28 protein-coding genes are annotated in these 25,855 nt (G+C 68.6%); 21 read left to right on the top strand and 7 right to left on the bottom strand.

Annotation, left to right across the window (positions count from 1 at the left end; translation table 11 throughout):
- Positions 1-22 precede the first annotated feature (22 nt).
- From HZS54_RS21990 to HZS54_RS22020, 7 genes are all read left to right on the top strand, one after another.
- On the top strand, positions 23-1,333 hold the full coding sequence (locus HZS54_RS21990) for a YeaH/YhbH family protein (protein WP_179919236.1): 1,311 nt from the start codon (positions 23-25) through the stop codon (positions 1,331-1,333).
- Between the two features lie 25 nt (positions 1,334-1,358).
- Positions 1,359-3,359 carry a SpoVR family protein gene (locus HZS54_RS21995; protein ID WP_179919237.1) on the top strand — a complete coding sequence of 667 codons (2,001 nt, stop codon included), beginning with the start codon at positions 1,359-1,361 and terminating at the stop codon, positions 3,357-3,359.
- Between the two features lie 193 nt (positions 3,360-3,552).
- A complete protein-coding gene (locus tag HZS54_RS22000; RefSeq protein WP_179919238.1) occupies positions 3,553-4,194 on the top strand; it encodes a TasA family protein in 642 nt (213 codons plus the stop codon).
- Positions 4,195-4,252: 58 nt separating this feature from the next.
- The gene (locus tag HZS54_RS22005; protein WP_179919239.1) at positions 4,253-4,864 is read left to right on the top strand and encodes a TasA family protein; all 612 of its coding nucleotides are present in this window, start codon (positions 4,253-4,255) and stop codon (positions 4,862-4,864) included.
- 30 nt (positions 4,865-4,894) lie between these two features.
- Positions 4,895-5,461 carry a signal peptidase I gene (locus HZS54_RS22010; protein ID WP_179919240.1) on the top strand — a complete coding sequence of 189 codons (567 nt, stop codon included), beginning with the start codon at positions 4,895-4,897 and terminating at the stop codon, positions 5,459-5,461.
- The gene (locus HZS54_RS22015) at positions 5,458-6,666 is read left to right on the top strand and encodes a hypothetical protein (RefSeq protein ID WP_179919241.1); all 1,209 of its coding nucleotides are present in this window, start codon (positions 5,458-5,460) and stop codon (positions 6,664-6,666) included. Before HZS54_RS22010 ends, HZS54_RS22015 begins: the two co-directional genes overlap by 4 nt.
- Positions 6,667-6,849: 183 nt before the next feature.
- A complete protein-coding gene (locus tag HZS54_RS22020) occupies positions 6,850-7,230 on the top strand; it encodes a DUF5658 family protein (RefSeq protein ID WP_246391717.1) in 381 nt (126 codons plus the stop codon).
- On the opposite strand, the gene HZS54_RS22025 is transcribed toward HZS54_RS22020, so the two are convergent.
- The 4 genes from HZS54_RS22025 to HZS54_RS22040 form a co-directional block, all read right to left on the bottom strand.
- Complete coding sequence (locus HZS54_RS22025) at positions 7,224-8,063, bottom strand: hypothetical protein (protein WP_179919242.1); 840 nt, start codon at positions 8,061-8,063, stop codon at positions 7,224-7,226. The genes HZS54_RS22020 and HZS54_RS22025 overlap by 7 nt on opposite strands.
- A 211-nt stretch (positions 8,064-8,274) precedes the next feature.
- On the bottom strand, positions 8,275-9,408 hold the full coding sequence (solA, locus tag HZS54_RS22030) for an N-methyl-L-tryptophan oxidase (protein WP_179919243.1): 1,134 nt from the start codon (positions 9,406-9,408) through the stop codon (positions 8,275-8,277).
- 168 nt (positions 9,409-9,576) lie between these two features.
- On the bottom strand, positions 9,577-11,568 hold the full coding sequence (locus HZS54_RS22035) for an AMP-dependent synthetase/ligase (protein WP_179919244.1): 1,992 nt from the start codon (positions 11,566-11,568) through the stop codon (positions 9,577-9,579).
- 239 nt (positions 11,569-11,807) lie between these two features.
- Positions 11,808-12,446 (bottom strand): helix-turn-helix domain-containing protein, encoded by a 639-nt coding sequence (locus tag HZS54_RS22040; protein ID WP_179919245.1) that lies wholly within the window; start codon positions 12,444-12,446, stop codon positions 11,808-11,810.
- Positions 12,447-12,530: 84 nt separating this feature from the next.
- Here HZS54_RS22040 and paaA point away from each other — a divergent pair, with 84 nt between their 5' ends.
- The 11 genes from paaA (at position 12,531) to HZS54_RS22095 (ending at position 20,264) form a co-directional block, all read left to right on the top strand.
- Positions 12,531-13,481, top strand: coding sequence for a 1,2-phenylacetyl-CoA epoxidase subunit PaaA (gene paaA / locus HZS54_RS22045; protein WP_179919246.1), 951 nt, complete (start codon positions 12,531-12,533; stop codon positions 13,479-13,481).
- Positions 13,482-13,483: 2 nt separating this feature from the next.
- Positions 13,484-13,801, top strand: coding sequence for a 1,2-phenylacetyl-CoA epoxidase subunit PaaB (gene paaB, locus HZS54_RS22050; protein ID WP_179919247.1), 318 nt, complete (start codon positions 13,484-13,486; stop codon positions 13,799-13,801).
- Positions 13,801-14,634: a 1,2-phenylacetyl-CoA epoxidase subunit PaaC gene (gene paaC, locus HZS54_RS22055; RefSeq protein WP_179919248.1), complete on the top strand. Its 834-nt coding sequence runs from the start codon at positions 13,801-13,803 to the stop codon at positions 14,632-14,634. The genes paaB and paaC overlap by 1 nt, the downstream gene beginning before the upstream one ends.
- Positions 14,631-15,089 carry a 1,2-phenylacetyl-CoA epoxidase subunit PaaD gene (paaD, locus tag HZS54_RS22060; protein ID WP_179919249.1) on the top strand — a complete coding sequence of 153 codons (459 nt, stop codon included), beginning with the start codon at positions 14,631-14,633 and terminating at the stop codon, positions 15,087-15,089. The genes paaC and paaD overlap by 4 nt, the downstream gene beginning before the upstream one ends.
- Positions 15,089-15,262 carry a 1,2-phenylacetyl-CoA epoxidase subunit PaaE gene (gene paaE / locus HZS54_RS22065; RefSeq protein WP_179919250.1) on the top strand — a complete coding sequence of 58 codons (174 nt, stop codon included), beginning with the start codon at positions 15,089-15,091 and terminating at the stop codon, positions 15,260-15,262. The genes paaD and paaE overlap by 1 nt, the downstream gene beginning before the upstream one ends.
- Before the next feature lie 81 nt (positions 15,263-15,343).
- Positions 15,344-15,904, top strand: a complete 561-nt coding sequence (locus HZS54_RS22070) for a hypothetical protein (protein ID WP_179919251.1) — start codon at positions 15,344-15,346, stop codon at positions 15,902-15,904.
- A gap of 60 nt (positions 15,905-15,964) precedes the next feature.
- Positions 15,965-16,858, top strand: a complete 894-nt coding sequence (locus HZS54_RS22075; RefSeq protein ID WP_179919252.1) for an NOP5/NOP56 family protein — start codon at positions 15,965-15,967, stop codon at positions 16,856-16,858.
- Positions 16,855-17,484, top strand: coding sequence for a fibrillarin-like rRNA/tRNA 2'-O-methyltransferase (locus HZS54_RS22080; protein ID WP_179919253.1), 630 nt, complete (start codon positions 16,855-16,857; stop codon positions 17,482-17,484). Before HZS54_RS22075 ends, HZS54_RS22080 begins: the two co-directional genes overlap by 4 nt.
- Positions 17,485-17,759: 275 nt before the next feature.
- The gene (locus HZS54_RS22085) at positions 17,760-18,842 is read left to right on the top strand and encodes a glutamate--cysteine ligase (RefSeq protein WP_179919254.1); all 1,083 of its coding nucleotides are present in this window, start codon (positions 17,760-17,762) and stop codon (positions 18,840-18,842) included.
- Positions 18,843-18,943: 101 nt separating this feature from the next.
- Positions 18,944-19,612: a winged helix-turn-helix domain-containing protein gene (locus HZS54_RS22090; protein WP_179919255.1), complete on the top strand. Its 669-nt coding sequence runs from the start codon at positions 18,944-18,946 to the stop codon at positions 19,610-19,612.
- Positions 19,613-19,697: 85 nt separating this feature from the next.
- A complete protein-coding gene (locus tag HZS54_RS22095) occupies positions 19,698-20,264 on the top strand; it encodes a phosphopantetheine adenylyltransferase (RefSeq protein ID WP_179919256.1) in 567 nt (188 codons plus the stop codon).
- Positions 20,265-20,309: 45 nt separating this feature from the next.
- Here the strand turns inward: HZS54_RS22095 and HZS54_RS22100 are convergent, their stop codons facing one another.
- Positions 20,310-20,618, bottom strand: a complete 309-nt coding sequence (locus HZS54_RS22100) for a cyclin family protein (protein WP_179919257.1) — start codon at positions 20,616-20,618, stop codon at positions 20,310-20,312.
- 535 nt (positions 20,619-21,153) lie between these two features.
- On the opposite strand from HZS54_RS22100, the gene HZS54_RS22105 reads away from it, so the two are divergent.
- Positions 21,154-22,257: an aminotransferase class V-fold PLP-dependent enzyme gene (locus tag HZS54_RS22105; RefSeq protein ID WP_179919258.1), complete on the top strand. Its 1,104-nt coding sequence runs from the start codon at positions 21,154-21,156 to the stop codon at positions 22,255-22,257.
- Between the two features lies 1 nt (position 22,258).
- Here HZS54_RS22105 and HZS54_RS22110 read toward each other — a convergent pair whose 3' ends face one another.
- Entirely contained in the window at positions 22,259-22,906 is a 648-nt protein-coding gene (locus tag HZS54_RS22110) for a glycerophosphodiester phosphodiesterase (protein ID WP_179919259.1), read from the bottom strand.
- Positions 22,907-22,987: 81 nt separating this feature from the next.
- Here HZS54_RS22110 and HZS54_RS22115 point away from each other — a divergent pair, with 81 nt between their 5' ends.
- A complete protein-coding gene (locus HZS54_RS22115; protein WP_179919260.1) occupies positions 22,988-23,713 on the top strand; it encodes an SDR family oxidoreductase in 726 nt (241 codons plus the stop codon).
- 28 nt (positions 23,714-23,741) lie between these two features.
- On the opposite strand, the gene HZS54_RS22120 is transcribed toward HZS54_RS22115, so the two are convergent.
- Positions 23,742-24,374, bottom strand: coding sequence for a hypothetical protein (locus HZS54_RS22120; RefSeq protein WP_179919261.1), 633 nt, complete (start codon positions 24,372-24,374; stop codon positions 23,742-23,744).
- A gap of 80 nt (positions 24,375-24,454) precedes the next feature.
- On the opposite strand from HZS54_RS22120, the gene HZS54_RS22125 reads away from it, so the two are divergent.
- Complete coding sequence (locus HZS54_RS22125) at positions 24,455-25,813, top strand: sodium-dependent transporter (RefSeq protein ID WP_179919262.1); 1,359 nt, start codon at positions 24,455-24,457, stop codon at positions 25,811-25,813.
- The last annotated feature ends 42 nt before the right edge of the window (positions 25,814-25,855 follow it).

Consider the following 25,855-nt stretch of genomic DNA (forward strand, 5'->3'; position numbering starts at 1 on the left):
CGAGACCCGAGGTGAGCGACGGATGGGACTGAGAGACGACCTCGAACGCTACCGCGAGGTCGGCGAGGACCGCCGACAGGACCTCTCGGAGTTCATCCAGTACGGCGACCTCGGCCAGAGCCGCCCCGACTCCGTGCGAGTGCCGATCAAGATCGTCGACCTCCCGGAGTTCGCCTACGACCAGCGCGACCAGGGCGGGGTCGGCCAGGGCGACGCCGAGGAGGGCGACCCCGTCGACGCCGAGCCCCAGCCGGGCGACGACGGCGACGACGACGGCGACCCCGGCGAGGAGGGCGGCGAGCACGAGTACTACGAGATGGACCCCGAGGAGTTCGCCCAGGAACTGGACGAACAGCTCGGGCTCGACCTCGAACCGAAGGGCAAGAAGGTGATCGAGGAGACCGAGGGCGACTTCACGGACATCACCCGCTCCGGTCCCACCTCGACGCTGGACTTCGAGCGGCTGTTCAAGCAGGGCCTCAAGCGCAAGCTCGCGATGGACTTCGACCGCGAGTTCGTCCGCGAGGCGCTGAAGATCGACGGGTGGGGCCCCGCGAAGGTGTTCGAGTGGGCCCGCGGCGAGAACATGCCCGTCTCCCGGGCGTGGATCGACGAGGCCTACGACGAGATCCCGAGCGGCGAGCGGACGACCTGGGAGAGCTTCGAGGAGATGGCGGCCGAGACCGACCGGGTCGACACCGCCCAGCGCATCCGTCGGGAGGGCATCGACGAGGTGCCGTTCCGCCGGGAGGACGAGCGCTACCGCTACCCCGAGATCGTCGAGGAACGGGAGAAGAACGTCGTCGTCGTCAACATCCGCGACGTGTCCGGTTCGATGCGCCAGAAGAAACGCGAACTCGTCGAGCGGACGTTCACGCCGCTGGACTGGTACCTCCAGGGCAAGTACGACAACGCCGAGTTCGTCTACATCGCCCACGACGCCGACGCCTGGGAGGTCGAGCGCGACGAGTTCTTCGGCATCCGTTCGGGCGGCGGCACGCGCATCTCCAGCGCCTACGAGTTGGCCGCGGAGCTGCTGGAGGAGTACCCCTGGAGCGAGTGGAACCGCTACGTGTTCGCGGCGGGTGACTCCGAGAACTCCAGCAACGACACCGAGGAGCACGTCGTCCCGCTGATGGAGCAGATCCCGGCGAACCTCCACGCCTACGTGGAGACCCAGCCCAGCGGGAACGCGATCAACGCGACCCACGCCGAGGAGGTCGAGCGGAACTTCCGCGACGCCGACGACGTGGCCGTCGCCTACGTCTCCGGACCGAACGACGTGGTCGACGCCATCTACGACATCCTCAGCACGGAGGACGAATCACAATGAAGCGCCCGACCACGGAGGACCGCCCATGAGCCGCCCGACGAACGACCGGATCGAGGCCCAGCGCATCGCCGCCGACCTGGAGGAGCCCGTCGACGAGGCGGGCAACCTCGCCCGCAAGTTCGGGCTGGACCCCTACGACGTGAACTACTGGATCGTCGACTACGACGAGATGAACGAGCTCATCGCCTACGGCGGGTTCCAGCAACGGTACCCCCACTGGCGGTGGGGCATGCAGTACGACCGCCAGCAGAAACAGGGGCAGTTCCTCGGCGGCAAGGCCTTCGAGATCGTCAACAACGACGACCCCTCCCACGCCTTCCTCCAGGAGTCGAACACCCTGGCCGACCAGAAGGCCGTGATCACCCACGTCGAGGCCCACGCCGACTTCTTCGCGAACAACGAGTGGTTCGGCATGTTCGCCGACAACCCCAACGCGGCGGCGATGCTGGCCCGCCACGCCGACGCTATCGAGGGGTTCATGACCGACCCCGAGATCGACCGCGGCGAGGTCGAGAAGTGGATCGACCACGTGCTCACGCTGGAGGACAACATCGACCAGCACGTCCCCTACGAGCCCATCGACACCCGGATCGACCTCATCGACGAGCGCGACACCGCCGACGTCGCCGAGCAGTTAGAGGAGCTCGACCTGTCCGACGAGGTGAAGGGCCAAGTCTTCAGCGAGGAGTGGCTCGAAGCCCAGAGCGACGACGAGGAGGGCGCCACGTTCCCCGCCGAGCCCGAGAAGGACGTGCTGGGGTTCCTCCGCAAGCACGGCATGCAGTACGACGAGGACGCCTCCAGGGCCGACGAGATGGAGGACTGGCAGAAGGAGACCCTGGAGATGCTCCGGCGGGAGGCGTACTACTTCGCCCCACAGAAGATGACGAAGGTCATGAACGAGGGGTGGGCCGCCTACTGGGAGTCGGCGATGATGACCGGCGAGAACTTCGCCGGCGACGACGAGTTCGTCCTCTACGCCGACCACATGGCCAAGGTCCTCGGCTCGTCGGGGCTCAACCCCTACAAGCTCGGCCTGGAGATCTGGGGGTACGTCGAGAACACAACCAATCGCCGCGAAGTCGTCGAGCGCCTGCTCCGCGTCGACGGAGTCACCTGGCGCAACTTCCACGACACCGTCGACTTCGAGCGAGTGCTCGACCTGGTCGAACCCGACCCCGAAGTCGCCTCCGTCGTCGAACACCTCGACGACCTCGACCCCGAGGACCCGCGCGTCGACGCCGACGCCCTTGAAGCCGCACGAGCGGGCGAGATCGACGCCGAGACCTACCCCTGGAAGGCGCTGACCTACGAGGGGCTGGCCGAGCGCCACTACTCGCTGACCAAGCCCCAGAACCGCGGGTTCGTCTCGCGGGTCAGCCAGGAGGAGCTCGAACGCGTCTCGCGGTACATGTTCGACGACTCGCGGTACGGCTCCGTCGAGGAGGCGCTCGCGGACATCGACTACGCCCGCGGCTGGGACCGCATGCGGGAGATCCGCGAGAGCCACAACGACGTGACGTTCCTCGACGAGTTCCTCACCCAGGAGTTCGTCGACGAGAACGAGTACTTCACCTACGAGTACACCCAGTCGACCGGCGACTACCGGGTCACATCGACGGACTACACCGACGTGAAGAAGAAGCTAATGTTGCAGTTCACCAACTTCGGCAAGCCCACCGTCGTCGTCGAGGACGGCAACTACAACAACCGCAACGAACTCCTGCTCGCCCACCAGTACAACGGCGTCGTCCTCGACATCGGCCAGGCCAAGGACACGCTGAAGCGCGTGTTCGAACTCTGGGGCCGGCCCGTCAACCTCAAGACCATCGTCAAGGAGTTCGACGAACACGACGTGGAAGTCGCCAAGCGCCGGGACCGCGAGCCCGAACCCGAGGAGGTTGGACGGCTGATCCGCTACGACGGCGACGAGGTCACCGTCGAGGAACTGCCGTGGGACGCCGTCGAACACCTCGCCGCCGACGATATCGACTACGACACCAAGCCCGAGGAGTGGCTGGCCTGACGGTCGTCTCGCTGGACCTGTCTCCCGTTTTTAACATCTGCCAAGTGTTTCTGAGACTGTTATAATCGCCGTATTCAGGCCGTGAGAAAGCCGCTAGGCTTTTATCGGTAAAGGAGTAGTAGCATGATACAGACCAGATAGTCAGGGGTGGGCCGGGCGCGGCGTGCGTCCGAGTCCCTGACGGGTGGTTCACATGACAGACGAAGACACGAACACGATCGAACTCAATCGACGGCGCGTTCTGGGTGGTATAGTGACAATCGGCGGCGCTGCGGCGGCCGCGGGTGCGGGGACGTTTGCGGCGTTCAGTGACTCGGAGTCCAGTGACGGAAACTCCATCACAGCAGGCACACTCGACCTGACGACCGGTTCCAATTCAACTATCGTCAATGTCAACGATGTCGTTCCAGGCACCGGGCCGATAGCCGAGTCGCTGACGCTCAACAATGACGGGAATATTAGCGGTTCGCTCGACGTTATCGTTGACAGCGTCACCAGCTCCGAGAACACTGTTCAGGAGCCGGAACTCGATTCCGGAGATGAGGACGCCTCCCAAGAGGGAACCAGCAACACGACGGGCGAGCTCGCGAATGAATTAACCCTCACGCTCTCTCTCGATGGCACCGAACTATACTCCGGCCTCGCCAGTGGGCTGCAATCAGGCGATCTGACATCCGGCAATTCGGGCAACGGCGAGAACTACTCTATGACAGCTGATAGCTCCGCAAATTTCGAGATTGAATACTCAGTCGACAGCGATGCGGGCAACGAGATTATGAGCGACTCGGTCCAAATTGATCTGACGTTCGAACTGAACCAGAACGATAGTCAGTGACGCATCGGGCGCGGCATCGCTCAACCAGTTTCGTCGCCGGGAGAATCGTTATCAGTATATGAATGGAGAGAACGACGGCACCGCCTTCTCACGACGGCGAGTACTAGCCGGGCTGGTGACAACTGGGCTCGCGAGCGCCGCTGCCGGCGCCGGAACGATGGCCGCCTTTTCCGACACCGAGTCGAGTTCCGGCAACACCGTCCAGGCGGGCACGCTGAACCTCGACATCGACAGCCCCGGGTCGTTCTCTTTTAACGGAAGTCTCAAGCCGACCGATTCGACAACCGACAGCGTGACGCTCGTCAGCGACGGGACGATCGACGGGTCGCTCGACGTAGACGTGAGCTACACCGAAGACGATGGCGATACTGGGAACCAGAATGTCACTGCTCAGGAGATGGCCGAAAATCTGGAGATCACGACGCTGAACTACGACGGCGACCGTACCGGCCAGATAGACGGTGGGTCGCCACCGACGCTCGCCGATCTTAACAGCAACGACCAGGGAAGCGGGGAAACGACGGCAAACGATCTGGTGAACCTCCCCGACCCCGGGAACGGAACGGACTTCACAGTGGGTTTCCGTCTGAAAGACGTGGGAAACGACTTCCAGGGCGACGGGATCGCGATCACCTTCGACTTCCACCTCAACCAGAATGACAGTCAGTGATTCAGCCGCGCCCCACGGGGGTGGCGGTCAATGAGCGGTCGCCTGCCCGCCGCGGAGTCGATCGACTGGCGACGCCTCGGGAACGGCCTAGGGTTGCTGTTGGTCCTGGCAGTCGTCTTTCTGTTCGTCAGCGTCGCGGTCCCGCAGGTCGTCGGCTCGGACAACAGCTACGTGGTCCGCTCGGACAGCATGTCGCCAGCGATCGGCGCGGGGTCGGTCGTCTACGTGAACGACGTGTCCGCGTCGGCGATCTCGACCGACGACGTGATCACGTTCCAGCGCGGGTCGGAGCGCGTAACTCACCGCGTCGTGGCGGTCGTCGAAGAGAACGGCGAGCGACGCTTCCGGACGAAAGGCGACGCCAACGAGGACCCGGACCCCGAGCTGGTTTCGGCGTCCGAAATCGTCGGTCGCGTGAGTTTTCACGTCCCGTACGTCGGCTACGTCGTCACGTTCGCCCAAACTGATCTGGGGCTCGGACTGTTGGTGATCGTTCCGGCCGCGCTACTGATCATGATGGAGGTTCGGGACCTGCTCAGAGCGGCGAACGACGGTGACGAGACAGTAGACGACGATTCGACGGGTGATCCGCCATGAACGGGGACGAACACCTAGAGGAGGCCGAGAGGCCGAGCGGGCACGGAACCGTCTCTCGGCGACAGGTACTTGCCGGCAGTCTGCTGTTCGTCGGCGGAAGTTCGCAGTTGGTGAACGCGACGACATCGGCGAGGTTCAGTGATACCGAGTCGGCGAGCGGTACCGTCCGCGTCGGACGGTCACCCACGCTCAACTACCAGATCGTCGACGAAACGAAGAACAACAACGCCGAATATGCCATCTCGTATCAGGTTGAGAACGTTGGTAACTTCGACCGCATCGAACTCTATCTTGACAACAACCCCGACGGCCAGTACAACACAGATTTGGGCGGGAATGGAGAGTCAGAGTCCTATACGAGAACGAGTACTGAGGGGACCATCTCGACGCAGAGTTTCGGGGGACACTCAGGGGATACGTTTGAGTTTATTTTCGAGGTGTACGAGGTCGGCGACTCCAGTCCCGTCATACGGAAGGTAGTTACTGACGAGTCGGGCGACGGGAGCGGCAGTGAAGAAGGCGAGTTCGGCAACGAGAACAGCACTGAGATCGAGTGGATCCTCGTCACAGACGATGCGAAGAACAACAACGGAGATTACGCCGTCTACTACGAACTCACGAAACTCCAGAACTTCGGGCAGGTCAGAGTCCGATTCGTCGATAAGGACGAGAGTTGGGGAACAGTCACCAAGACGAGCAGGAACACCCCGAACGGACGAGTCGACTACACCGAAGGTGGGACGGGCGGTCACGAGTTCGATATTATCGTGGAGGTCCTCAACCAGAACGACATCGTCGTGGACGACGTGACGATCTCGGACATCGCGGACGGAACGGACCCGACGAGCTACGGGAACCCAGCTAGAACAGACAGCCCGACGCTTGATTCGTTCACGGTCGCGGACGATATGAAGAACAACAACGCCGACTACACCGTGTCTTACCAGACCTCGAATAGCTCTCGGTTTGGCGGAGTCGACGTGGTCTTCAGAGACATCACGAAGTCCAAGACAGATACGAGGTCGAACGACTCGCCGAGTGGGACGGTCAGCTTCGAGCAAGGGGGACGAGGCGGGAATCAGTTCGAGATCACCGTCGAGGTGTTCGAAACCCGCGAGGGCGTGACGTTCCCCATCGACTCGGGCACGGTGGAGGACACTGCTGACGGGGGAGGCCAGCGTTCGTGGCCCCAAGACACGAATTAAAAGAGAGTCGGACGGACCTTCCTCCCACCTTACTCTCTGGAACGTGGTAATCCGACTCGAGTTTGACGAAATAGCGTGCTGAGCGGTTTCTGAGCAGACAAGCAGCTAACCCTCATGCAATTCATTATCAAATATGAATTCGGAGGCTAGTAGTATTTGTATCTCCTCGCCATTCTTCCGATAATGGCAACAGCGGACGCGTCCTGGCTCGATTTCGATGGGGGCCTGTCAGACACGTCGCTGTTCGACGAAGTATCGTTTTCGCGAATTTGGTTACTCGCGGTCGCGACGTACGGCGTCGGTGACGTGGTGACCACCATCGCGCTGGTTTATTTCAGCCCGCTGCACACCGAGGCGAACCCGGTCATCCGGCAGGCCATCATGGCCTTCGGCGGGGGCGGCTTCCTCGGGCTCAAACTGCTGGTCATCTACGCCTGTATCGGTATCAGCCTCTGGGCTGGCGTCGGCGACGACGACCGGCTCATGTTCTACGCGCCGCCGGTCCTCCTGGCCGCCGTCGGGCTCTACACCACGGCCCACAACCTCGGGCTCCTCCTTCACTGAGGCGTCGCGGTCCCGTTGACCGACCGGAGGGTGAACCCGATGTCGAAGGTGACCGAGTCGCTCTGCACTTCGTTGCCCGTCCCGGCCGGGAGCCGCCACTCCACGACGATCGTCACGTCTTCTCCGGCGGCGAGGCCGTCCCCGATCGTCCGGTTACCGGCCTCGAGGCTCCCGATCGGGACGAACCCCTCGTCCCCGTAGACCGCGGCCGTCTCGCCGCCCGGGTACTCCGCGGAGACGCGGACGACCAGGTGCTCGTCGAGTTCCCCCTCCTCGGGCGAGTCGTCGACCGGTGACTCCGGCGGGAGGAGCCCGTTCTCGTCGCTCTCGACATCGAATCCGGTAACGCTGAGTTCTCCCCTCGCGGTGCCGGTGTTTCGGAGTCGCAGACGGGAGACCCCTTCTTCACCGGGGACGACGCCGTCGGCGCGGAGTAGCGTCGCGTTCGCCACCGTCGCCAGCGAGACGTTCCCCGTGGCGTTCGGCGCGGGAGCCGGGGTCGCCGACGGAGTTCCCGGTCCCGGAGACCCGTCGGGGAAGCCGTCGAGGACGAACGTCCCCAGCCCGCCACCGACGAAGACGAGCAGTACCAACAGCAACAGCAGGAGGATTCGACGCCGCCGCGAACGGCCTTCATCCGGCGGAGGATCGTCGCTTGCACCACCCGTATCGGGCTCCGCTCCCGCCGGCTGGTCGCCGTCCGAGGCCGAGCCCGCCGGAGCCGAGTCCGCCGGAGCCGAGTCCTCCGGAGCGTTCTCCGGTCCCGGTTCCCCGGGCGTGCTCTCGGGCGACGACTCCATCGGGGGGTCGTCGGGTCCGTCAACCGGCGCCATCGTCGTCACCCCCCGGCGAAGCGGCCGAGCCGCCGCTGATCCGGACGACGCGCTCGCCGGCTCGTACCGCACCCTGCATCGTTTCTGACACTCACCCGAACGTCGGGCCACCCGCCGTCGACCGTCGAGTCCGGACCCACCCGACCGAACGATCGTCGTTGCCCGAAGCGATCTGATACTGATCAGGTGAACGCGGCTTAAATGAATTGCGTCACTCGAATCGGCCGAGGGCGTACCCCGAGATATCGAAGTCGGTCCCGCCGTCGAGCGCGAGGTCCGCCAGGATCTCGCCGAGGGCGGGCGCGAACTTGTAGCCCCGTCCCGACAGCCCGGCCGCGACCGCGACGCGCCCGTTCGCGAGGGTATCGAGGACGAATCGCCCGTCGGGCGAATTGGTGACCAGCCCGGTCGAGAGCCGCAGCGTCGACCCGGCGGCGCCGGGGACGTACTCCTCGGCGAACGCGCGCAGCGGCCGCTCGTCGGCCTGGGTCGGCTCGGAGAGCGCGTCGGGCGCGGTCGGTCTGAAGTCCGCTCGCCCGAACTTCATCCCCGGCAGATCCGGGCCGGGCAGGCCGTAGAAGTTCTCGCCGTCGACGGTCGCGACGAACGGCGGCAGGCGGTCGTCCGCGAGGGCGGCCGACCGGTCGCCGCCCGGGGCGAACCAGGCGGTCGCGTGGCGACAGGGTTCGAGCAGGCCGTCGAGGGCGTCGACCGCCTGTGCCGCCCACGCGCCGGCGGTCACGACCAGCCGGTCGGCGCGGTAGGTGTCGCGGTCGGTGTCGACGCGGACGCCGCCGTCGACCGCCTCCCAGTCGACGACCCGCTCGCGCGCCCGGACGGTGGCGCCCGCGTCAAGCGCCGCGGCGACGTGCGCGACGACGCCGCGTTCCGACGCGACGACCGCGCCGTCGGGCTGGTAGAGCGCCTCGGCGTCGTCGGGGAAGGCGTAGCCGGGGAACCGTTCAGTGAGGTCGGCGCCCGACAGCGACTCGTGGTCGAGGCCGTGGCGCTCGCAGGCCCGTCGGCCGCTCGCGACGGGCTCGTCGCCGCCGACGGCGACCGCAAGCGATCCCGTCTCGGTCAGCAGGTCGCGACCGGTCTCGGCTTCGAGCGCGCGCCACGAGTCGTGGGCGCGGTCGGCCAGCGCCATCGTCGCCGGGTCCGCGTCGAGCAACCGCTGCAACAGCCGCGTCCGTCCGTGAGACGAGCCCCGGGCGTGGGGCACGTCGAAGCGTTCGAGACCGAGAACCGAGGCGCCGCGGCGGGCGAGGTGATACGTCGCCGCGCTCCCGACGCCACCGACTCCCAGGACGATCGCGTCGTATCGCCCGCCGCTCGGTGTCATGTCGACCTCTGAGGGGCCATCCGGCAAAGCGATTACGTCATCCGGACGACGCCGCGCCGTCCGACCGGGGCCGTCGCGTCACCGGGTGGGGTCATCCGGCGGTCACTCGACGGGCATTCAACGACCACTCGGCGGTCACTCGACGATCACCTGGCGGCCACTCGACGGTCACTCGGCGGCCACGGCGGCGCGCTCCTCGTAGATCCGCTCGATCGCGTCGTCGTGGACGTGGCGGATGTTCCGGCGCTTCTTCTTCATCGAGGGGGTCAGCAGGTCGTTCTCGGCGGTCCACTCCCGGGAGACGAGTTCGAAGGCCTTGATCCGCTCGACGCGTTCGAGTTCGGCGTTGACCTCGTCGACGGCCTCGCCGACCCACTCACGGACGCGCTCGTCGCGACAGACCGCCTCGTCGTCGTCGGGCAGGTCGATCCCCTCGCGGTCGGCCCACCGGCGGACCGCCTCGAAGTTCGGGACGACGACCGCCCCGACGAACTTGCGGTCGTCGCCGACCACCATCACCTGGTCGACGCGCTCGTTCGTCGCGAACCGGTCCTCGATCGGTTCCGGCGCGACGTTCTTCCCCGTCGAGAGGACGATCAGCTGTTTCAGCCGGTCCTTGTAGCGGAGGTACCCCTCGGGCGTGATCTCGACGATGTCGCCGGTCAGGAAGTAGCCGTCCTCGGTGAACGTCGCGTCGGTCTCCGCGGGCGCGTTCCAGTAGCCGTCGGTGACGTTCGGGCCCGTCACTTCGAGTTCGCCGACCGGCCCATCAGCCTCGGGGAACTGGTCGTCTCCGACCGCCGACTCGTCGAGGCGGGCGTCGACGTCGGTCACCGGCGGTCCCATCGTCCCCGGTCGGATCTCCTCGGTGGGGTTCACCGAGAGGACCGGCGCCGTCTCGGTCAGGCCGTACCCCTCGACGACGGGGATCCCCATGCCGAGGAACATCTCCGCGAGCTCCCGGCTGAGGCTCCCGCCGCCGCTGACGAGGAACTCCACCTCGCCGCCCATGCGCTCGCGGACCGTCGAGTAGACCAGCCGGTCGGCGACTGCGCGCTTCGACCGGAGGGCGACGCCGGGGTCGTCGGCGCGGGCGTAGTCGCGGGCGACGCCGACGGCCCACTCGAAGATCCGCTCTTTGGCCGCCGAGTCGCTGGCCTGCTCGCGCATGTTGTCGAAAATGCGCTCGTAGACGCGGGGGACGCTCGCGCCCGTCGTCGGCGCGAGCAGTTGCAGGTCCTCCGGGAGCGTGTCCGGGCTCTCGGCGTACCCCACCGTCGCACCGGAGGCGAACATGAGGAAGTGGCCGGCCAGTCGTTCGAAGACGTGCGCGAGCGGGAGAAAGGAGATGGTCCGCGAGTCCTCGTCGAGGACCGGCGTCTCGCCCTTGTCGGGCCGGGGACCCATCCGCTTGCGACACTGGTTGACGTTCGCGCGGAAGTTGCGGTGGGTGAGCCTGACCCCCTTCGGCCGGCCCGTCGTCCCCGAGGTGTAGATGATGCTCGCCAGGTCGTCGGGGTCGCGCTCGTCGATCCACTCCCGGTAGGCGTCGGCGTCGAAGGCCTCGTCGCCCCGGTCGTAGAGCTCCCCCATCGTCAGGGCGTCCTCGCGGTCGGCGGCCGGTCCGTCGGGAGCGACCTCGTCCATCACGACCGAGAAGGAGAGATCGAGGTCCTCGTCGACCTCGTGGACGCGTTCCAGCAGCGACTCGTCGCCGACGACGACGCCCGTCGCCTCGGGGTCGTCGAGCAGGTACGTCACCTGTTTCGGCGAGGAGTCGGTGTAGACCGTGGTGACCGCGCCGCCGGCCGCGAGGGCCGCGAAGTCGGCCAGCGCCCACTCCATGCGGGTGTCCGCGAAGATGGCGACCCGGTCGCCCGCTTCCAGCCCGAGCTCCCGGAACCCGGCGGCCAGTCGGCGGACGATCGACCGCATCTCCTCGTAGGAGATGTCGGCGTACTCGCCGCCCGGCGCCTCCGGGATCACGTCGGGCGCGAGCGAGCGGTCGTAGACCCCGCCCTTGTATCGCTGGGCCGGCGCCGACCCGTACCGGTCGGCCGCCGCCTCGAACATCGACGCGAGCGTGTCAGTGCCGACGACCTCGTCGGTGTAGGACTGTTCCGCGGCCCACCACTGACCCGCGGGCTCCGGGGAATCCATGGCCACCCATAGGATCCGGTGTGTGATATATGTTATCGAACGTGTGGTCGGCGCTCGGTCGTTGAACGTGACGAAAACGGAGAAGCGGTTGTCAGAAGCCCGCCGCGGCGGCGCGGCGCCGGCCACTCCACGTCGATGGTGGTCGCGTCGTCGCCGTGGTCGGCGAGCGGGCCGACCGAATCGATATAGCGATCAGTGGTTTACGCCGTCCGCGGCCGCCGCGGAGTCGAACCGACGACTCAACCGAATATCCCGCCGAACAGCGCCGCTTCGGCCCGGTGGACGCGTTCGAGGAAGGCGGACTTGCTGATCCCGAGGTCGGCGGCCACGTCGGCGGCGGTGGCCTCCCGCGGGACGGCGAAGTAGCCGCGTTCGAGGGCGGCCTCGACGGCTTCGACCTGTGCCGGCGTGAGGTTCCAGTGGGCGGCAACGCCCTCCTCGCCCTCGGCGGCGAGCGGCGAGGCCCGTTCGACGGTGACGCCGACGCGCTCGTCGGCGGCGTCGATGACGCCCTGCAACACCTCCCGACCGACGACGGCGCCGCGATGGTACTCCTCGCCCGCCCGGTAGCGCAGCGACTCCGCGAGAAAACCCGCGTCCGTCAGTTCGTGGACGACGCAGGGGGCCTTCGAGAGACAGCGATAGGTCTCGCGGTCGCCTGCCCGCGCGACGTGGAGGTACCGGACCCGGTCGTCGCCGTCGAGCGCCGCCGCGACGCCGGTGTCCGCCGCGCCGCTCGCCCGGACGAGCGCGTTCCCGTCGGTCCGCAACTGCGGAGGGTCGGCGTCGACGGTCGCGTCGGCCGTCACCGAGGCGCGCGCGAGCGGGCAGTCGTCGCCCGTCACGCGGAACTCGACGACCAGACACTCGTCGATCATCCGTGTGTGGTACTCTCTCCCAACGTAAAAACCCGCGACATGAACGGGTCAACACGTACCCGGGCCGGGATCGTAGCCGACGACATGGACATCGACGAGGTGAAAGCGCGGGCCGGACCCAGGGAGTTCGGCCCGAGCGACGACGTGCCCGAGGCGTACCGAGAGGCCGCGACGCGGATGCTGCAGTTCCACGCCAACAGCGAGATCATGGGCGCCTACCTGGAGAAGCCGTTCGTCCGGCAGTCGCCGAGTATCGACCGGAAACTGGCGTTCAGCGCGAAGGTCCAGGACGAGATCGGCCACGGACAGCTGCTGTACCGGGCCGCGGAGGCGCTCGGGGTCAAGACCCGCGAGGAGATGCTCGACGAACTGGCCCGCGGCGAGGGGAAGTTCCTCAACTGCTTCCACTACGAGATGGAAGAGTGGGCGGAGACGCCGATGATCGCCTTCTTCGTCGACGGCGCCGCGATGAAGCGCCAGGCCACGCTCAAGCGGTCGAGCTGGGCGCCCTACGCCCACGCGATGGACAAGATCTGCTTCGAGGAGGGGTTTCACGTCAAGCACGGCGAGGACATCATGCGCGAACTCGCCGGGGGGTCGAAGGCCGAACAACGGCGGCTGCAGGACGCCTTCGAGACGTGGTGGCCGCGCATCCTGCAGTTCTTCGGGCCGACCGACGACGAGAGCACGCATCACGACTTCGCCGCCGACGTGGGGCTGAAGACGGCGACCAACGACGAGTTGCGCACCCAGTTCCTCGACGCCTACGTCCCGAAGGCCCGCAAGTACGGGCTGGAAATCCCCGACGAGCCCCGGATCCGGTATCACGAAGACGAGGACCGCTACGAGGTCGTCGAGGACGACCTCGACTGGGAGGAGTTCTTCGCCATCGCGAACAACGAGTACCCCGAGGGGCGCGAGCGAATCGACGGCCGGGCGAACGCGCGCGAAGCGGTCTCGTGGGTGCGCGACGCGCTTGAGTCGGGCGACCGCGCGGGGTCGGACGAGGGCGTCGTCGCCGCCGGTGGTGACTGACCGTGCGCTGGGAAGTGTTCCGCCAGGAGTCGCGCGGCGACTACCACCGCCACTGCGGGGACGTACACGCCCCCGACCGGGATCTGGCGGCGCTGTTCGCGCAGATCCAGCACGGGCGCCGGATGACGACCGAGAGCCTCTGGGTCGTCCCGAGCGACGAGGTCACCGAGGTCGACGCCGACGACGCCGCCTTCGGCGGCCGGACCGACAAGGCCTACCGCTGGGCGACGAGTTACAACGTCGACGCGACGTTCGCCGAGGAGGTCGCCGACTCGGAACGCGAGCAGGCCGCGGCGGAACGGTCCGGAGGGGGCGACTGATGGCCGACCTGCGACCGCTCGCCGACCTCGACGGGGCGGAGCGGGCGGCCGCCGAGGCGCTGCTCCGGCGGCTGGCCGACGACGAGTTCGTCCTCGCCGAGCGCTACGCGGAGTGGCAGGTCGTCGCGCCCACGCTGGAGTCCGATCTCGCCGTCTCGAACGTCGCGCAGGACGAACTCGGGCACGCGCGCGTGTGGTTCGACGCGCTCGGCGAACTGGGGTACACCGAACAGGAACTCGTCTGGGAGCGCGACCCCGGTGACTTCCGGCACGGCACGCTCGTCGAGTTGCCCTTCGCCGAGGGCGACTGGGCGGACGCGGTCGTCAGAGGCTACCTCTACGACGTGGGCGAGGACCTGCGTCTCGACGCGGTCGCCGAGTCGGGCGTCCGCGAACTCGTCGAACCGGTCGAGAAGATCCGCGGCGAGGAGTCCTACCACCTCGACCACGCCCAGACGTGGATCGAGCGGCTCTGCGCCGACGAGGACGGTCGGGAACGCGTGCAGGCGGCGACCGACCGACTCGTTCCCCACGCGCTGACGCTGTGGGAGCCGGGCGAGCGCGCGGCGGCGATCCGCGAGCACGGCCTCCGGGGGCAGTCGCTGGCGGCGATGCGCCGGCAGTGGCTCGATACGGTCGGGTCGTTTCTGGAGGGCCACGGCGTGACCGTCCCGCTCGACCCCGGCGACGACCCCGCCGAACTGCTCCCCGACGCCGTCGGCCGGGACGGAATCCACACCGACCACTGGCCGCGACTCCACGACGAACTGACCGAGACCTACCGGGAACTCGGGCGCGACGACGTGCGCCGGCTCCGGGGTGAGAGCGCGTGAACGGGCCGTATCTCGGCAGTGACAGCGACCGAGGGACCGACGACGACGCGGCGGACCCGGACCCGACGGCGTGCGCGTACACCACATACCGCGATACGAAATCCGGGAGTGAGCGGGAACTGCCCGCGACGGGAGCGGACGCGACAGGCGCCGAGGCGCGGGTCTGGACGGCGCTGCGCGAGGTCGAGGACCCGGAGATGCCGGTGAGCGTCGTGGATCTGGGGCTTATCTACGGCGTGGCCGTCGACGACGGCGCGGCGACGGTCGAGATGACGCTCACCTACACCGGCTGTCCGGCGCGAGCGATGCTCACCGACGATATCGAGCGGGCGGCCGAGAGCGCCGACGGCGTCGACCGCGCGGACGTGCGGCTGGTGTGGTCGCCCGAGTGGACGCTGGAGATGGTCACCGAGGACGGGAAGGCGGCGCTCCGGGAGTTCGGGGTGAGCGTCTGATGCGGAATCGAACGGACCCGAGCGTCGACGCCGGTGGTGAGGACGCGGCGGTCGAGTGTCCCTACTGCGGGTCGACCGATACCGAACGCGAACATCCGAAGGGACCGTCGCTGTGCCGGTCGATGCACTACTGTCTCGCCTGCGAGGAACCCTTCGAGGCGCTGGCCGACTGAGCGGACGGGAGGGCGTCGGCCCGCTATCGATCGCTGAAATCGGAGTCGAAGACTCTTGTACGGCCGCGAAATACGCGACTCATGCGACTCGTTGTTTCCGTCGCCCTCGTCGCCGCTCTCGCGCTGACGGCGGGGTGTGTCGGGCTCGGGGGATCCGACGGTGGCGCTCCGACGCCGACACCGTCGCCGTCGACGGCGACCGACGCCTGCGAGACGGATCTGCTCCTGACCGACTCCGGGACCGAGGCAGTGACGCCGAAGCCGATGCCGGGATCGCCCGCGTCGCTCGACGCGGAGTCTGTCGGCCGGTTCGCTCAGTCGTACGAGCGAGCGTTCGCGCACAACCACGCGCTCGGCGACCGCGTGACCGACGTGGCCGTCGAGCTACAGGGAACGACCGTCCGAGCGGCCGCGGGCGGCCATCGCGTCCGGATCCACGTCTGGACGCGGACGACCGTGGCGAGTCCGGCGGCGACCGCGGGCGACGGACAGGCCGAGGCGACCGTCGAGGAGTCGTTCTACGACGCCCACTACTACGTCTCCGAGGAGACGCTCCGTCGGGGCGAGACCGAGCGCCACGGGACGCTCCCGGACGGCGACCTCGCCGGGTCGGGCGTCACGCTCGCGTGCTGGAGCGGGTGACAGGTCCGTCGCGGCGGTCACACCGGCGTCCTTTTTTGGACCGGGCGGCGAATCCGGTGTATGACCGAACACGACGGGTGGTTCGCCGGCCTCGACCCCGGCGACACCGAGAGTGCGGCCGAGCGGGTCCGGAACGGGTCGGCCGAATCGGCCGCCGACTGGCCGGCCCTGGCCGTCGACGACGGGTTCGCCGCCGACGAGGCCGAGTACTACGAGCGCCTGCACGAGGCGACGACCGCCGCCGCTCGGGCGGGCGTCCACGAGCGCGAGCGCGCGGACGACAAACAGCTCATCCACGCGGTCCGCTCCATGGACGACTGCGAGCGGACCGCCAACGAACTCGCCGAGCGGGTCGCCGAGTGGGCGGGCACCCGCTTCGACGACGCCGACACCGGCGTCGAGTACGCTCGGAAACTCGCGGACCGCACCGAGGAGCCCGCCGACCCCAGCGAGGCGCGACTGCTCGCGCTCGCCGAACGGACGGCCGCGCTGGCCGACGAGGCCGACGAGCTCCGGTCGTACGTCGAGGAGACGACCCCCTCGGTGGCGCCGAACCTCGCCGCGATGGCCGGCCCCGTGCTGGCGGCTCGACTGATCTCGCTGTCGGGCGGCCTCGACAGCCTGGCCAAACAGCCGTCCAGTACGGTGCAAGTGCTCGGCGCGGAGGACGCGCTGTTCGCGCACCTCCGCGGGTCGGCGCCCTCGCCGAAACACGGCGTCATCTTCACCCACGAGTACGTCCGCGGGACGCGCCCCGACAAGCGCGGTTCGGCCGCGCGGGCGCTCGCCGGGAAGCTCACCATCGCCGCCCGCGTCGACCACTACAGCGGCGAGCGCAAGCCCGACCTCGACGCCGAACTCGACGAGCGCATCGCGACGATCCGCGGGACGGACGGCGGTGGCGACTCCGACACCGGGCACGGCGATGGCGCGGACGGAGGTGACGGCTCGTGAGCGACCTCCCGACGGGCGTCGAGCGCCGCGCGTTCGAGGGGACCGAGCGGCTGGCGACGCGGGGCGAGCCCCACTACGGCGAGCCGACCGACGGCGAGTGGCGCGCCTGGGACCCCGACCGCTCGAAGCTCGGCGCGATGCTCGAACTCGGGATGGACACCGGACTGGTCGGCGACGAAGCGGTCCTCTACCTGGGCGCGGCGTCGGGGACGACCGCCAGCCACGTCGCGGACTTCGCCGGCCCGACCTACGGCGTCGAGTTCGCCGCCCGGCCGGTGCGGGACCTGCTCGACGCCGCCGAGCCCCGCGGCAACCTCTTTCCGCTGCTGAAGGACGCGCGCAAGCCCGAGACGTACGCCCACGTCGTCGAGCCGGTCGACGCCATCGTGCAGGACGTGGCGACGCGCGGCCAGGCGAAGGTGGCGACCGCCAACGCCGAGTTCCTCCGCGAGGACGGCCGGCTCCTGCTCGCGGTCAAGGCCCGCAGCGAGGACGTGACCCGCGACCCGGCAGACGTGTTCGACGACGCGCTCGACGAGCTCGAATCGGCCTACGAGGTGCTGGAGACCCGGCGGCTGACCCCTCACCACGACGACCACCTCGGCGTGGTCGCGACGCCGCGCTGAGCGGTCGACGACCTGCCGCCCGTGGGCCGTCGGCGGATCGTCGGCGGACCGGAGGTGTTATCCGTCGGCGAGGGGTGGTTTCGCGTAGACGGCACGGTCAGCGGCACCTTTCGGCTCGCGTGGTTTCCACGTGGGCTCACGCCGACTGCCCTAAACCGTCTCTCTAACACTACCGAGCGGCTGCTATGGCGGTGTTCGGGAGACGGACTCGCTGGCGGGCGCGTCGCGCGCCGCGAAGGGAAATTTTTAGCGCCGTCGCCCCCTCGTACGGAGCGATGGACCGGGGCTCGCGCGAGGCGTTCAGTCGGATGGGGACGATCGGCATCGAGGAGGAGTACTACGTCGTCGACGAGGACGGCCGGCCCACCTCGGGCACCGACGAGCTCGTCTACGAGTCCGACCCCCCCGAACTGCTGGAGGGGCGGCTCGACCACGAACTGTTCAAGTGCGTCATCGAGTCCCAGACGCCCGTCATCGAGGACCCCTCGGAGGCCCGCGAGCACCTGCTCGCGGTCCGCGAGGCGCTGGTCGACCACGCCACCGCTCACGGCTTCGACATCGCCGCCGCCGGCCTCCACCCGCTCGCGAAGTGGCGCGAGCTCGAACACGCCGAGAAGCCACGATACCGGGCGCAGCTGGACCGAATCCAGTATCCCCAGCACCGCAACACGACGGCCGGGCTGCACGTCCACGTGGGCGTCGACGACGCGGACAAGGCGGTGTGGATCGCCAACGAACTGCGCTGGCACCTCCCGGTGATGCTCGCGCTGTCGGCGAACTCGCCGTACTGGAACGGCTTCGACACCGGCCTCCAGTCCGCCCGCGCGAAGATCTTCGAGGCGCTCCCGAACACCGGGATGCCCACCGCCTTCGCGGACTACGACGCCTTCGACGACTACGAGCGGCGGATGCTGGAGACCGAGAGCATCGACGACCGCGGCGAGCTCTGGTTCGACGTGCGCCCCCACTCCGGTCACGGCACCGTCGAAGTTCGAACGCCGGACGGCCAGGCCGACCCCGACGTGGTGCTCGCGTTCGTCGAGTACACCCACGCGCTCGTCGAGGACCTGGCAGCCCGCTACGAGGACGGCGAGTCCGGCACCGACGCCCGCCGGGAGCTGTACGACGAGCACAAGTGGCGCGCGATGCGCCACGGCCACGACGCCGCCCTGCTGGACCGGTCGTTCGAGTCGACGGTCGCCCTGGGCGAGATCGTCGACCGCGAGGCCGAGCGGCTCGGTGTCTCGGGTATCCGCGAGGTGTACGACGCCGAGAGCGGCGCCGAGCGCCAGCGCCGGCTGCGTGAGGAACGGGGCGCCGACGCGCTGTGTGACTCGCTGCGACTCCAGTACGAGTAGGCGGACGGGCGCAATCGGGCGCTATCACGCGATTTCGCGCGTGTGAGAACGTCGGCAAGATTTTTACCCGGCTGGGGCTTTCGTCCTCGTAGAGGCGACGTATGTCTACAGACGATCCTACCGACGACGGCGAGGGGACCGACGAGCCCGACGCGGACCCACAAGAGGGTGGAAACGTCCGCGAACGGCTGGAACAGGAGGCCGACAAGGCGGTGACGGGCTTCGACGAGGGGATCGTGGACATGCTCTCGTGGGTGCTGGAGACCGAGACGCGGGCGCGCATCTACGTCTATCTCCGCCAGAACCCCGACAGCACGAGCGACGAGATCGCCGAGGGCACGGGGCTGTATCCCAGCACCGTCCGGGAGGCGCTCGCGGAGCTCCACGACGAGGGGAAGGTCACTCGGGGGAAACGCGAGAACGACGGCGCCGGCAACAACCCCTACGAGTACGCGGCGATGGCGCCGAGCGAGCTCGTCGGCAACGTCGTCGACGACGTGCAGGAGGAGCTCAACACGGTCTTCAACTTAGACGAGATCCTCGGCAGCGACGACGACCACCCGACCGTCGACTCCGAACCGGTCACCATCACCGTCGAGGACGACCCCGCCGCCGACGGGGACCGCGACGCGGAGGACGGCGACGCGGCCGACGAGTGGGGAACCGCGGAGGACGACGACGCGGACGAACCGTCGACCGACGATGCGGACGCCGACGACGCCGACGGGCCGGGCGGCGACGCGGACGACGACGGACGCGGCGACGAGTGAGGCAGGGAGAACCGTTCTATCGCGTCGTGGCGGCGGGGCACCGAAAGCCGAAGGCACTTTACCGGCCTGGCCCGACTGAGCCAGTATGAAGGTCGCGCTGGGTGGAACCTTCGACCCGGTCCACGACGGACACCGCGCGCTGTTCAGGCGCGCCTTCGAACTGGGCGACGCGACGGTCGGCCTGACGAGCGACGACCTGGCCCCGAAGACCCGTCGCGAGGACCGCTACGTCCGTCCGTACGACCAGCGCCACCGCGACCTCGACGCCGAACTCGCCCGGCTGGCCGACGAGTACGACCGCGACTACGAGATCCGAAAGATCGACGACCCGACGGGCTTCGCCCCCGAACCGCAGTTCGACGCCATCGTCGTCTCCCCCGAGACGGAGACCGGCGGCAAACGCATCAACGAGATCCGCCGCGACGACGGCGTCGAACCGCTCGACATCGAGGTCGTCGACCACGTCTACGCCGAGGACGACGAGATCATCTCCAGCACCCGCATCGTCCGCGGCGAGATCGACGAACACGGCGCCCTCACCCCGGACCGCACCGGCCGCGACGCCCCCGGCGAGACCGACGCCGAGACCGCCAGCGACGCCGCCGACGCGTCGGCCGTCGGCGGCCCGGAAGCCGAAGCCGACGACGCCTGATTCTCGTTCGAACTGCGACGGCCCGCCGCCGAGCCCGACCCCGAGCTACCAGCGCGGCGCGTCCAGTCCCTGACTCTCCAGCATCTCCTCGTAGCGCTTGGATATCGTGAGCCGGGACACGTCCGCGACCTCGGCGACGCGCTGCTGGCTGCGGCTGTCGCCCTCGACGAGGCCGGCGACGTAGACGCTCGTCGCGAGGACGGCCCGCTTCGAGCGGTCGGTCTCGGGGACGTTCGAGAGGAAGAGGTCGGCCGCGCGCGACCGGGCGGCCTCGTCCATGTCGAGGCGCTCGGCCGTCGCCTCGACCTCGTCGAGCCACTCGCTGTTCTCTACCTGGTCGCGCGCGCTGTACATCACCGCGAGGTACGGGTTCGGGACATATAAATACACGACGAGGCCGGATCGTTCAGTTCGAGTTGCTTGTTGAGTGGTTGTTTCTGTTGGTGGAATTGTGCAAAGAAGTAGAGAGACAGCGACCGCTACTGACAGCAAGCGATGAAAGCCCTCGCCGCGCTCGCGGTCGCTGAAGCGGGATATCCGCGCTCTCAGCACCGCCCGCGCGGATAGTGCCCGCTCAGGCGACTGAATAAACGCGAGCGCACCTCGCCCTTTCAGTCCGCCAGGGACCGCAGCCGCACCGCGACAGCAACCGCAGACGGCCTCACACCTCCCCAGCCGCTTGCGATGCTCGCAGGCTGCGCTTCTCATCCCTCGCGTGACTATTTCGAGCGGCCCGCCACGAGGCGGGCACGCTCGACAGCACGCGCCGACCGCACCGCGACCGCTCGCCGCAACAGCCACTCCCTGTACTGAACGTAACCGGGGACGAACGTCCGAGAACCGGTCGCGTGGCGGGTGCTTTAACCGCGGCCGGTCCGTCGATTCGGGCATGACTCCCGAGGAACTCCGCGCGGACATGCCCGCGCTGGACCGCGGCGTCTACCTCAACACCGGCGCCGGCGGGCCGAGTCCCCGCCGGGTCGTCGACGCGACCGAAGACGCCCTGGAGTACCACGAGTTCGAGGCGCCGACCGGCGCCGGCACCTACGGCGCGCTGTTCGACGCGCTCGACGAGACGCGCGAGGTCGTCGCCGGCCACGTCGGCGTCGCGCCCGAATCCGTCGCGCTCACCCAGTCCACCACCGACGGCATCGGCCGGATCGCCGCCGCGATGGACTGGGAGCCCGGCGATGTCGTCGTCCGGACCGACCAGGAGCACTCCGCGGGGATCCTCCCCTGGGAGCGCCTGCGCCAGACCCACGGTATCGAGGTCCGCGTCGTCGAGGCCGCCGGCGGGGACGTCGACCGCGACGCGTGGAAGTCCGCGGTCGACGGCGCGAAACTCGCCGTGTTCAGCTCGCTGTGCTGGACCGACGGCTGTCGGCTCCCCGTCGCGGAACTCACCGACATCGCCCGCGACGGCGGCGCGCGCGTCCTCGTCGACGCCGTCCAGTCGGTCGGCCAGCGCCCCGTCGACTTCGGGGCGTGGGGCGCCGACGCCGTCGCCGCCGCCGGTCACAAGTGGCTGCTCGGTCCCACCGGCACCGGCTTCCTCCACGTCACCGACGAGTTCGCCGAGTCGCTCGAACCGGCGCAGGTCGGCTACATGGGCGTCGAGGACCCCGAGGCCGACGACTGGGGCCTCAAGCCCGACGCCCGTCGCTTCGAGGTGGGCAGCGTCTCGCCCGTCCCCTACGCCGGCCTGCGGGAGGGGATCGCCACCGTCGAAGACCTGGGGTTCGACACCGTCACCGACCGCATCGAGCGGTTGACCGGTCGCCTCAAGGAGGGGCTGGACGACCGGCTCGTCTCCCCCGAGCGGTTCGAGTCCGGACTGGTCGCCTTCGCCGCCGACGACCCCATCGCGACCGCCGAACGGCTCGACGAGGAGGGGATCCGCGTCCGCGACATCCCGCCGACGGGCACCGTCCGCGTCTCCGTCCACGTCTTCAACACCGCCGAGGACGTCGACGCCCTGCTCGACGCGCTCTGACTCAGGACGGGCAACAGTCGGGGAAGTCCGTTATCACGCCGTCGGCGCCCGCCTCGCGGGCCTCTGCCGTCTCCTCCGCGTCGGTGACGGTCCAGGCGTTGACCCTCAGTCCGGCGCCGTGCGCGCGCTCGACGAGCGAGGAGTCGCACGACCCCAGGTTCGGATGCACGAACGAACACCCGAGATTCCGCGCTCGGGAGACCAGCCCTTCGCCCTCCCACTGGACGAGCGCGGTGGGCAGCCCCTCGATCTCGGTGAGCGCCTCCGGATCGAACGACGAGACGACGGCGTCGCAGCCGGCGTCGGCGACGACCCGCTCGACGGGCTCGCCGGTCCCGCGCTCCTTCAACTCGGCGTGCAGCGTCACTCCCTCGGGGACCGCCGCCGCGACCGCCTCGAACGTCGGCACTCCCGCCTCCGAGCCCTCGACCGACAGCGCCGCCAGTTCCGCAGCGGTGTGGGCCGCGACGGGGCCGCTCCCGTCGGTCGTCCGGTCGACCGTCTCGTCGTGGTGGACGACGAGTTCGCCGGAGCCGCAGACCCGCACGTCGACCTCGACGCCGTCGGCGCGGGTCGCGGCGTCTTCGACCGCCGCGACGGTGTTTTCCGGATTTGCGCCGGCGAAACCGCGATGCGCGATGCAGTCCATGCGCGAGCGTTCGCTCGCCCGGGCGGTAGGCCTTGCGCCCGCCGACCCACCTTTAACCGCCGCCGGCCCCAACCGACGGGTATGTCAGCCGACTTCGACTTCGGGGACAGCGTGGTGCTCGTGACCGGCGCCGGCGGGACGCTCGGCAGCGCAGTCTGCGAGGCGTTCGCCGACGCCGGCGCGACCGTCTGCGGCGCCGACGTGATCGGTCCGGACGACGAGGACTTCGAACTCGACACCGACCGCGACCGCATCGACTTCTATCAGGGCGACTTCACCGACGAAGACGCCGTGGCCGACACCCTCTCGGCCGTGGTCGAGGACCACGGCGGCCTCGACGCGCTCGCCAATATCGCGGGCACCTGGCGCGGTGGCACGCCCATCGACGAGACGGGGGCCGACACCTTCGACTTCCTGATGGACGTGAACCTGAAGACGATGTTCCTCGCCTCGAAACACGCGATCCCGCACCTCCGCGAGTCGGATCTGGCGGGCGAGGGCGCTATCGTCAGCGTCTCCGCGCGCTCCTCGCTGGAGGGCGGCGAGGGCGACGGCCCCTACCGCGCGTCGAAGGCCGGCGTGCGGATCTTGACCGAGACCATCGCCGAGGAGAACCCCGGCGAGGTGCGTGCCAACGCGGTGATGCCGAGCGTCATCGACACGCCGATGAACCGCGAGATGATGCCCGACGCCGACCACGAGAAGTGGGTCGACCCGTCGGACATCGCCGAGACCATCCTCTATCTCTGCTCGGACGCCGCCAGCGTCACCAGCGGCGCGGCCGTGCCGGTGTACGGCGAGGCGTAGCACCCTCGAAAAACCGGACGATCGGGCGCTAACAGCCGCCCGCGCCACCCGCGGCACCCGCGCCCGCACAGCTCGCACCCGCCGCGCTCGCGCCCGCTGCCGCGGCCGCCGCGCCGGTGACGACGGCGGCGTTGCCGCTGGCGCTGTAGTCGACGCACTCGCCCCACGCGACGGGCGCGACGCGGTCGTCGATATCGTCGGCTTCCAGCATCGCCGACTTGAACGCGGCGGCGTCGAATCCCGTCTCCGAGACGAGGCGGTCCGCGAGTTCGGGCGTGACCGCCATCCGTCGACACTCCTCGGCCTCGAACAGTTCGTCGCCGTCGAAGGTGAACTGCACGTCGTAGTGGCGGACGAACACCTCCTCGAAGGCCGGTTGCATGGCGCGGATCGCCTCGCTCGCGAGTTCCCAGACCAGGTCCAGGTCCGGCGACTCCACGTCCTCGCCCAGCGAGAAGCGGGCGATGGGAACGGTAATCGGCTCCTCGTCGGGGCCTTCGTTGACGACCGCGACGCCCGTCACCGCGCAGTCGTCGATGCCGTACGTCTCCGGCGTGATTCGGTTCTGCAGGGCCTCGTGGGCCTCGTCTTCGCGCTTCTGGAGGTCGATCCCTTCGTCGGTGTCGCCGTCGCCGAGCAGCCGTTCCAGTAGGGAGGGCATAGCGTCTCTCCTGTCGGCCGGAGTGGACTTATCGTCTCCGGTCGTAGCCGTTTTCACGGGCAGCGGCCGAAATCGGCCGTATGGTCGAACGAGAGACGTGGGCGACGCGGGTCGGCTTCCTCGTCGCGGCGATCGGGAGCGCAGTCGGCCTGGGGAACCTCTGGCAGTTCCCGTTCAAGACGGCCGCGAACGGCGGTGCCGCCTTCGTCGTCTTCTACCTGATAGCCGTCACGCTCATCGGCTTCCCGGCGCTGCTCGCGGAGTTCGTCGTCGGGCGGCGGACCCGCCGCAACGTCGTCGGTGCCTTCGAGGACCTGGGCGGACCGGGCTGGCGGGTCGTCGGCGGGGTCGCACTGTTCACCGGCTTCTGGATCCTCTCCTATTACAACGTCGTCGGCGGGTGGGTCCTCCGGTACGTCCTCGGGAGCGCCACCGGCGCGTACTTCGACGACCCCGGCGCGTACCTCTCGGCGGTCGCGTCCGGTCCCGAGGCGGTCGCCGCACAGTTGCTCTTCCTCGCCATGGCCGTCGGTATCGTCGCGATGGGCATCGAGAACGGCATTGAGAAGGCGACGAAGGTGATGGTCCCCTCGATCGTCGTCCTCATGCTCGCGCTGGCGGCGTGGGCGCTGACGCTCGGCGGTGCCGCCGACGGCCTCGCGTACTTCCTCTCGCCGGACGTGGGGTCGCTGGTCGACAACGCGTGGACGGTCGTCCCCGACGCGGTCGGCCAGGCCTTCTTCACCCTCTCGCTGGGGATGGGGATCATGGTCACCTACGCATCCTACGTCGGCGAGGACGACAGCCTCCCCGTCGACGGGGGCGTCATCGTCGTCTCGAACACGCTCATCGGCGTCCTCGCCGGCGTCGTCGTGTTCCCGATCCTCTTCGCCGAGGGGATCGACCCGGCGACCAGCGGCCCGACGGCGCTGTTCGAGGCGATGGCCGCGGCGTTCGCGTCGCTCCCGGCGGGGCGGCTCCTCGGAGTCGTCTTCTTCGGCGTCGTCGCGCTCGCGGCGCTGTCCTCGGCGATCAGTCTGCTCGAAGTCGCCGTCTCCTACGCCACCGACAACACCGACGCCTCGCGGCCGACGCTCGCGGTCGGCGCCGGCGTGGTCCTGTTCCTCCTCGGCCTCCCGTCGGCGCTCGACACGGGCGAGCCCGGCGGCTTCTCGGCGTGGTTCGTCTGGTTCGACGCGATAGCCTACAAACTGCTCCTCCCGCTGTCCGTGCTGCTCGTCGTCGTGTTCGTCGGGTGGGTCCTCGGCCGGGACGCAGTCGCGGAACTGCGCGAGGGCAGCCCCGGCTCGGACGGGCTCGCGACGGTCTGGCTGTGGACGCTCCGGCTTATCGTCCTCGGCGGGATCATCGTGACGCTCCGGCTCGGTATCGGGTCCCTCTTCCTGGCGGAAGACGCCGCCTTCTTCGCGCCGTTCTGAGCCGGTGGTCGGCTCCACGGCCGCTCTCAGGTGATCTCGGGC

The organism is Halosimplex pelagicum, assembly GCF_013415905.1.
Taxonomy (GTDB): domain Archaea; phylum Halobacteriota; class Halobacteria; order Halobacteriales; family Haloarculaceae; genus Halosimplex; species Halosimplex pelagicum.

Coding starts and splice junctions, on each gene's coding strand:
- HZS54_RS22025 (WP_179919242.1), bottom strand. CDS start 8,063: ATGGCGCCGGTTGACGGACCCGACGACCCCCCGATGGAGTCGTCGCCC.
- HZS54_RS22015 (WP_179919241.1), top strand. CDS start 5,458: ATGAACGGGGACGAACACCTAGAGGAGGCCGAGAGGCCGAGCGGGCAC.
- HZS54_RS22110 (WP_179919259.1), bottom strand. CDS start 22,906: ATGGACTGCATCGCGCATCGCGGTTTCGCCGGCGCAAATCCGGAAAAC.
- HZS54_RS22075 (WP_179919252.1), top strand. CDS start 15,965: ATGACCGAACACGACGGGTGGTTCGCCGGCCTCGACCCCGGCGACACC.
- HZS54_RS22020 (WP_246391717.1), top strand. CDS start 6,850: ATGGCAACAGCGGACGCGTCCTGGCTCGATTTCGATGGGGGCCTGTCA.
- solA (WP_179919243.1), bottom strand. CDS start 9,408: ATGACACCGAGCGGCGGGCGATACGACGCGATCGTCCTGGGAGTCGGT.
- HZS54_RS22120 (WP_179919261.1), bottom strand. CDS start 24,374: ATGCCCTCCCTACTGGAACGGCTGCTCGGCGACGGCGACACCGACGAA.
- HZS54_RS22070 (WP_179919251.1), top strand. CDS start 15,344: ATGCGACTCGTTGTTTCCGTCGCCCTCGTCGCCGCTCTCGCGCTGACG.
- HZS54_RS22005 (WP_179919239.1), top strand. CDS start 4,253: ATGAATGGAGAGAACGACGGCACCGCCTTCTCACGACGGCGAGTACTA.
- HZS54_RS21990 (WP_179919236.1), top strand. CDS start 23: ATGGGACTGAGAGACGACCTCGAACGCTACCGCGAGGTCGGCGAGGAC.
- HZS54_RS22085 (WP_179919254.1), top strand. CDS start 17,760: ATGGACCGGGGCTCGCGCGAGGCGTTCAGTCGGATGGGGACGATCGGC.
- HZS54_RS22010 (WP_179919240.1), top strand. CDS start 4,895: ATGAGCGGTCGCCTGCCCGCCGCGGAGTCGATCGACTGGCGACGCCTC.
- paaE (WP_179919250.1), top strand. CDS start 15,089: ATGCGGAATCGAACGGACCCGAGCGTCGACGCCGGTGGTGAGGACGCG.
- HZS54_RS22105 (WP_179919258.1), top strand. CDS start 21,154: ATGACTCCCGAGGAACTCCGCGCGGACATGCCCGCGCTGGACCGCGGC.
- HZS54_RS22000 (WP_179919238.1), top strand. CDS start 3,553: ATGACAGACGAAGACACGAACACGATCGAACTCAATCGACGGCGCGTT.
- HZS54_RS22115 (WP_179919260.1), top strand. CDS start 22,988: ATGTCAGCCGACTTCGACTTCGGGGACAGCGTGGTGCTCGTGACCGGC.
- HZS54_RS22100 (WP_179919257.1), bottom strand. CDS start 20,618: ATGTACAGCGCGCGCGACCAGGTAGAGAACAGCGAGTGGCTCGACGAG.
- paaA (WP_179919246.1), top strand. CDS start 12,531: ATGGACATCGACGAGGTGAAAGCGCGGGCCGGACCCAGGGAGTTCGGC.
- HZS54_RS22090 (WP_179919255.1), top strand. CDS start 18,944: ATGTCTACAGACGATCCTACCGACGACGGCGAGGGGACCGACGAGCCC.
- paaC (WP_179919248.1), top strand. CDS start 13,801: ATGGCCGACCTGCGACCGCTCGCCGACCTCGACGGGGCGGAGCGGGCG.
- HZS54_RS21995 (WP_179919237.1), top strand. CDS start 1,359: ATGAGCCGCCCGACGAACGACCGGATCGAGGCCCAGCGCATCGCCGCC.
- HZS54_RS22125 (WP_179919262.1), top strand. CDS start 24,455: ATGGTCGAACGAGAGACGTGGGCGACGCGGGTCGGCTTCCTCGTCGCG.
- HZS54_RS22035 (WP_179919244.1), bottom strand. CDS start 11,568: ATGGATTCCCCGGAGCCCGCGGGTCAGTGGTGGGCCGCGGAACAGTCC.
- HZS54_RS22095 (WP_179919256.1), top strand. CDS start 19,698: ATGAAGGTCGCGCTGGGTGGAACCTTCGACCCGGTCCACGACGGACAC.
- HZS54_RS22040 (WP_179919245.1), bottom strand. CDS start 12,446: ATGATCGACGAGTGTCTGGTCGTCGAGTTCCGCGTGACGGGCGACGAC.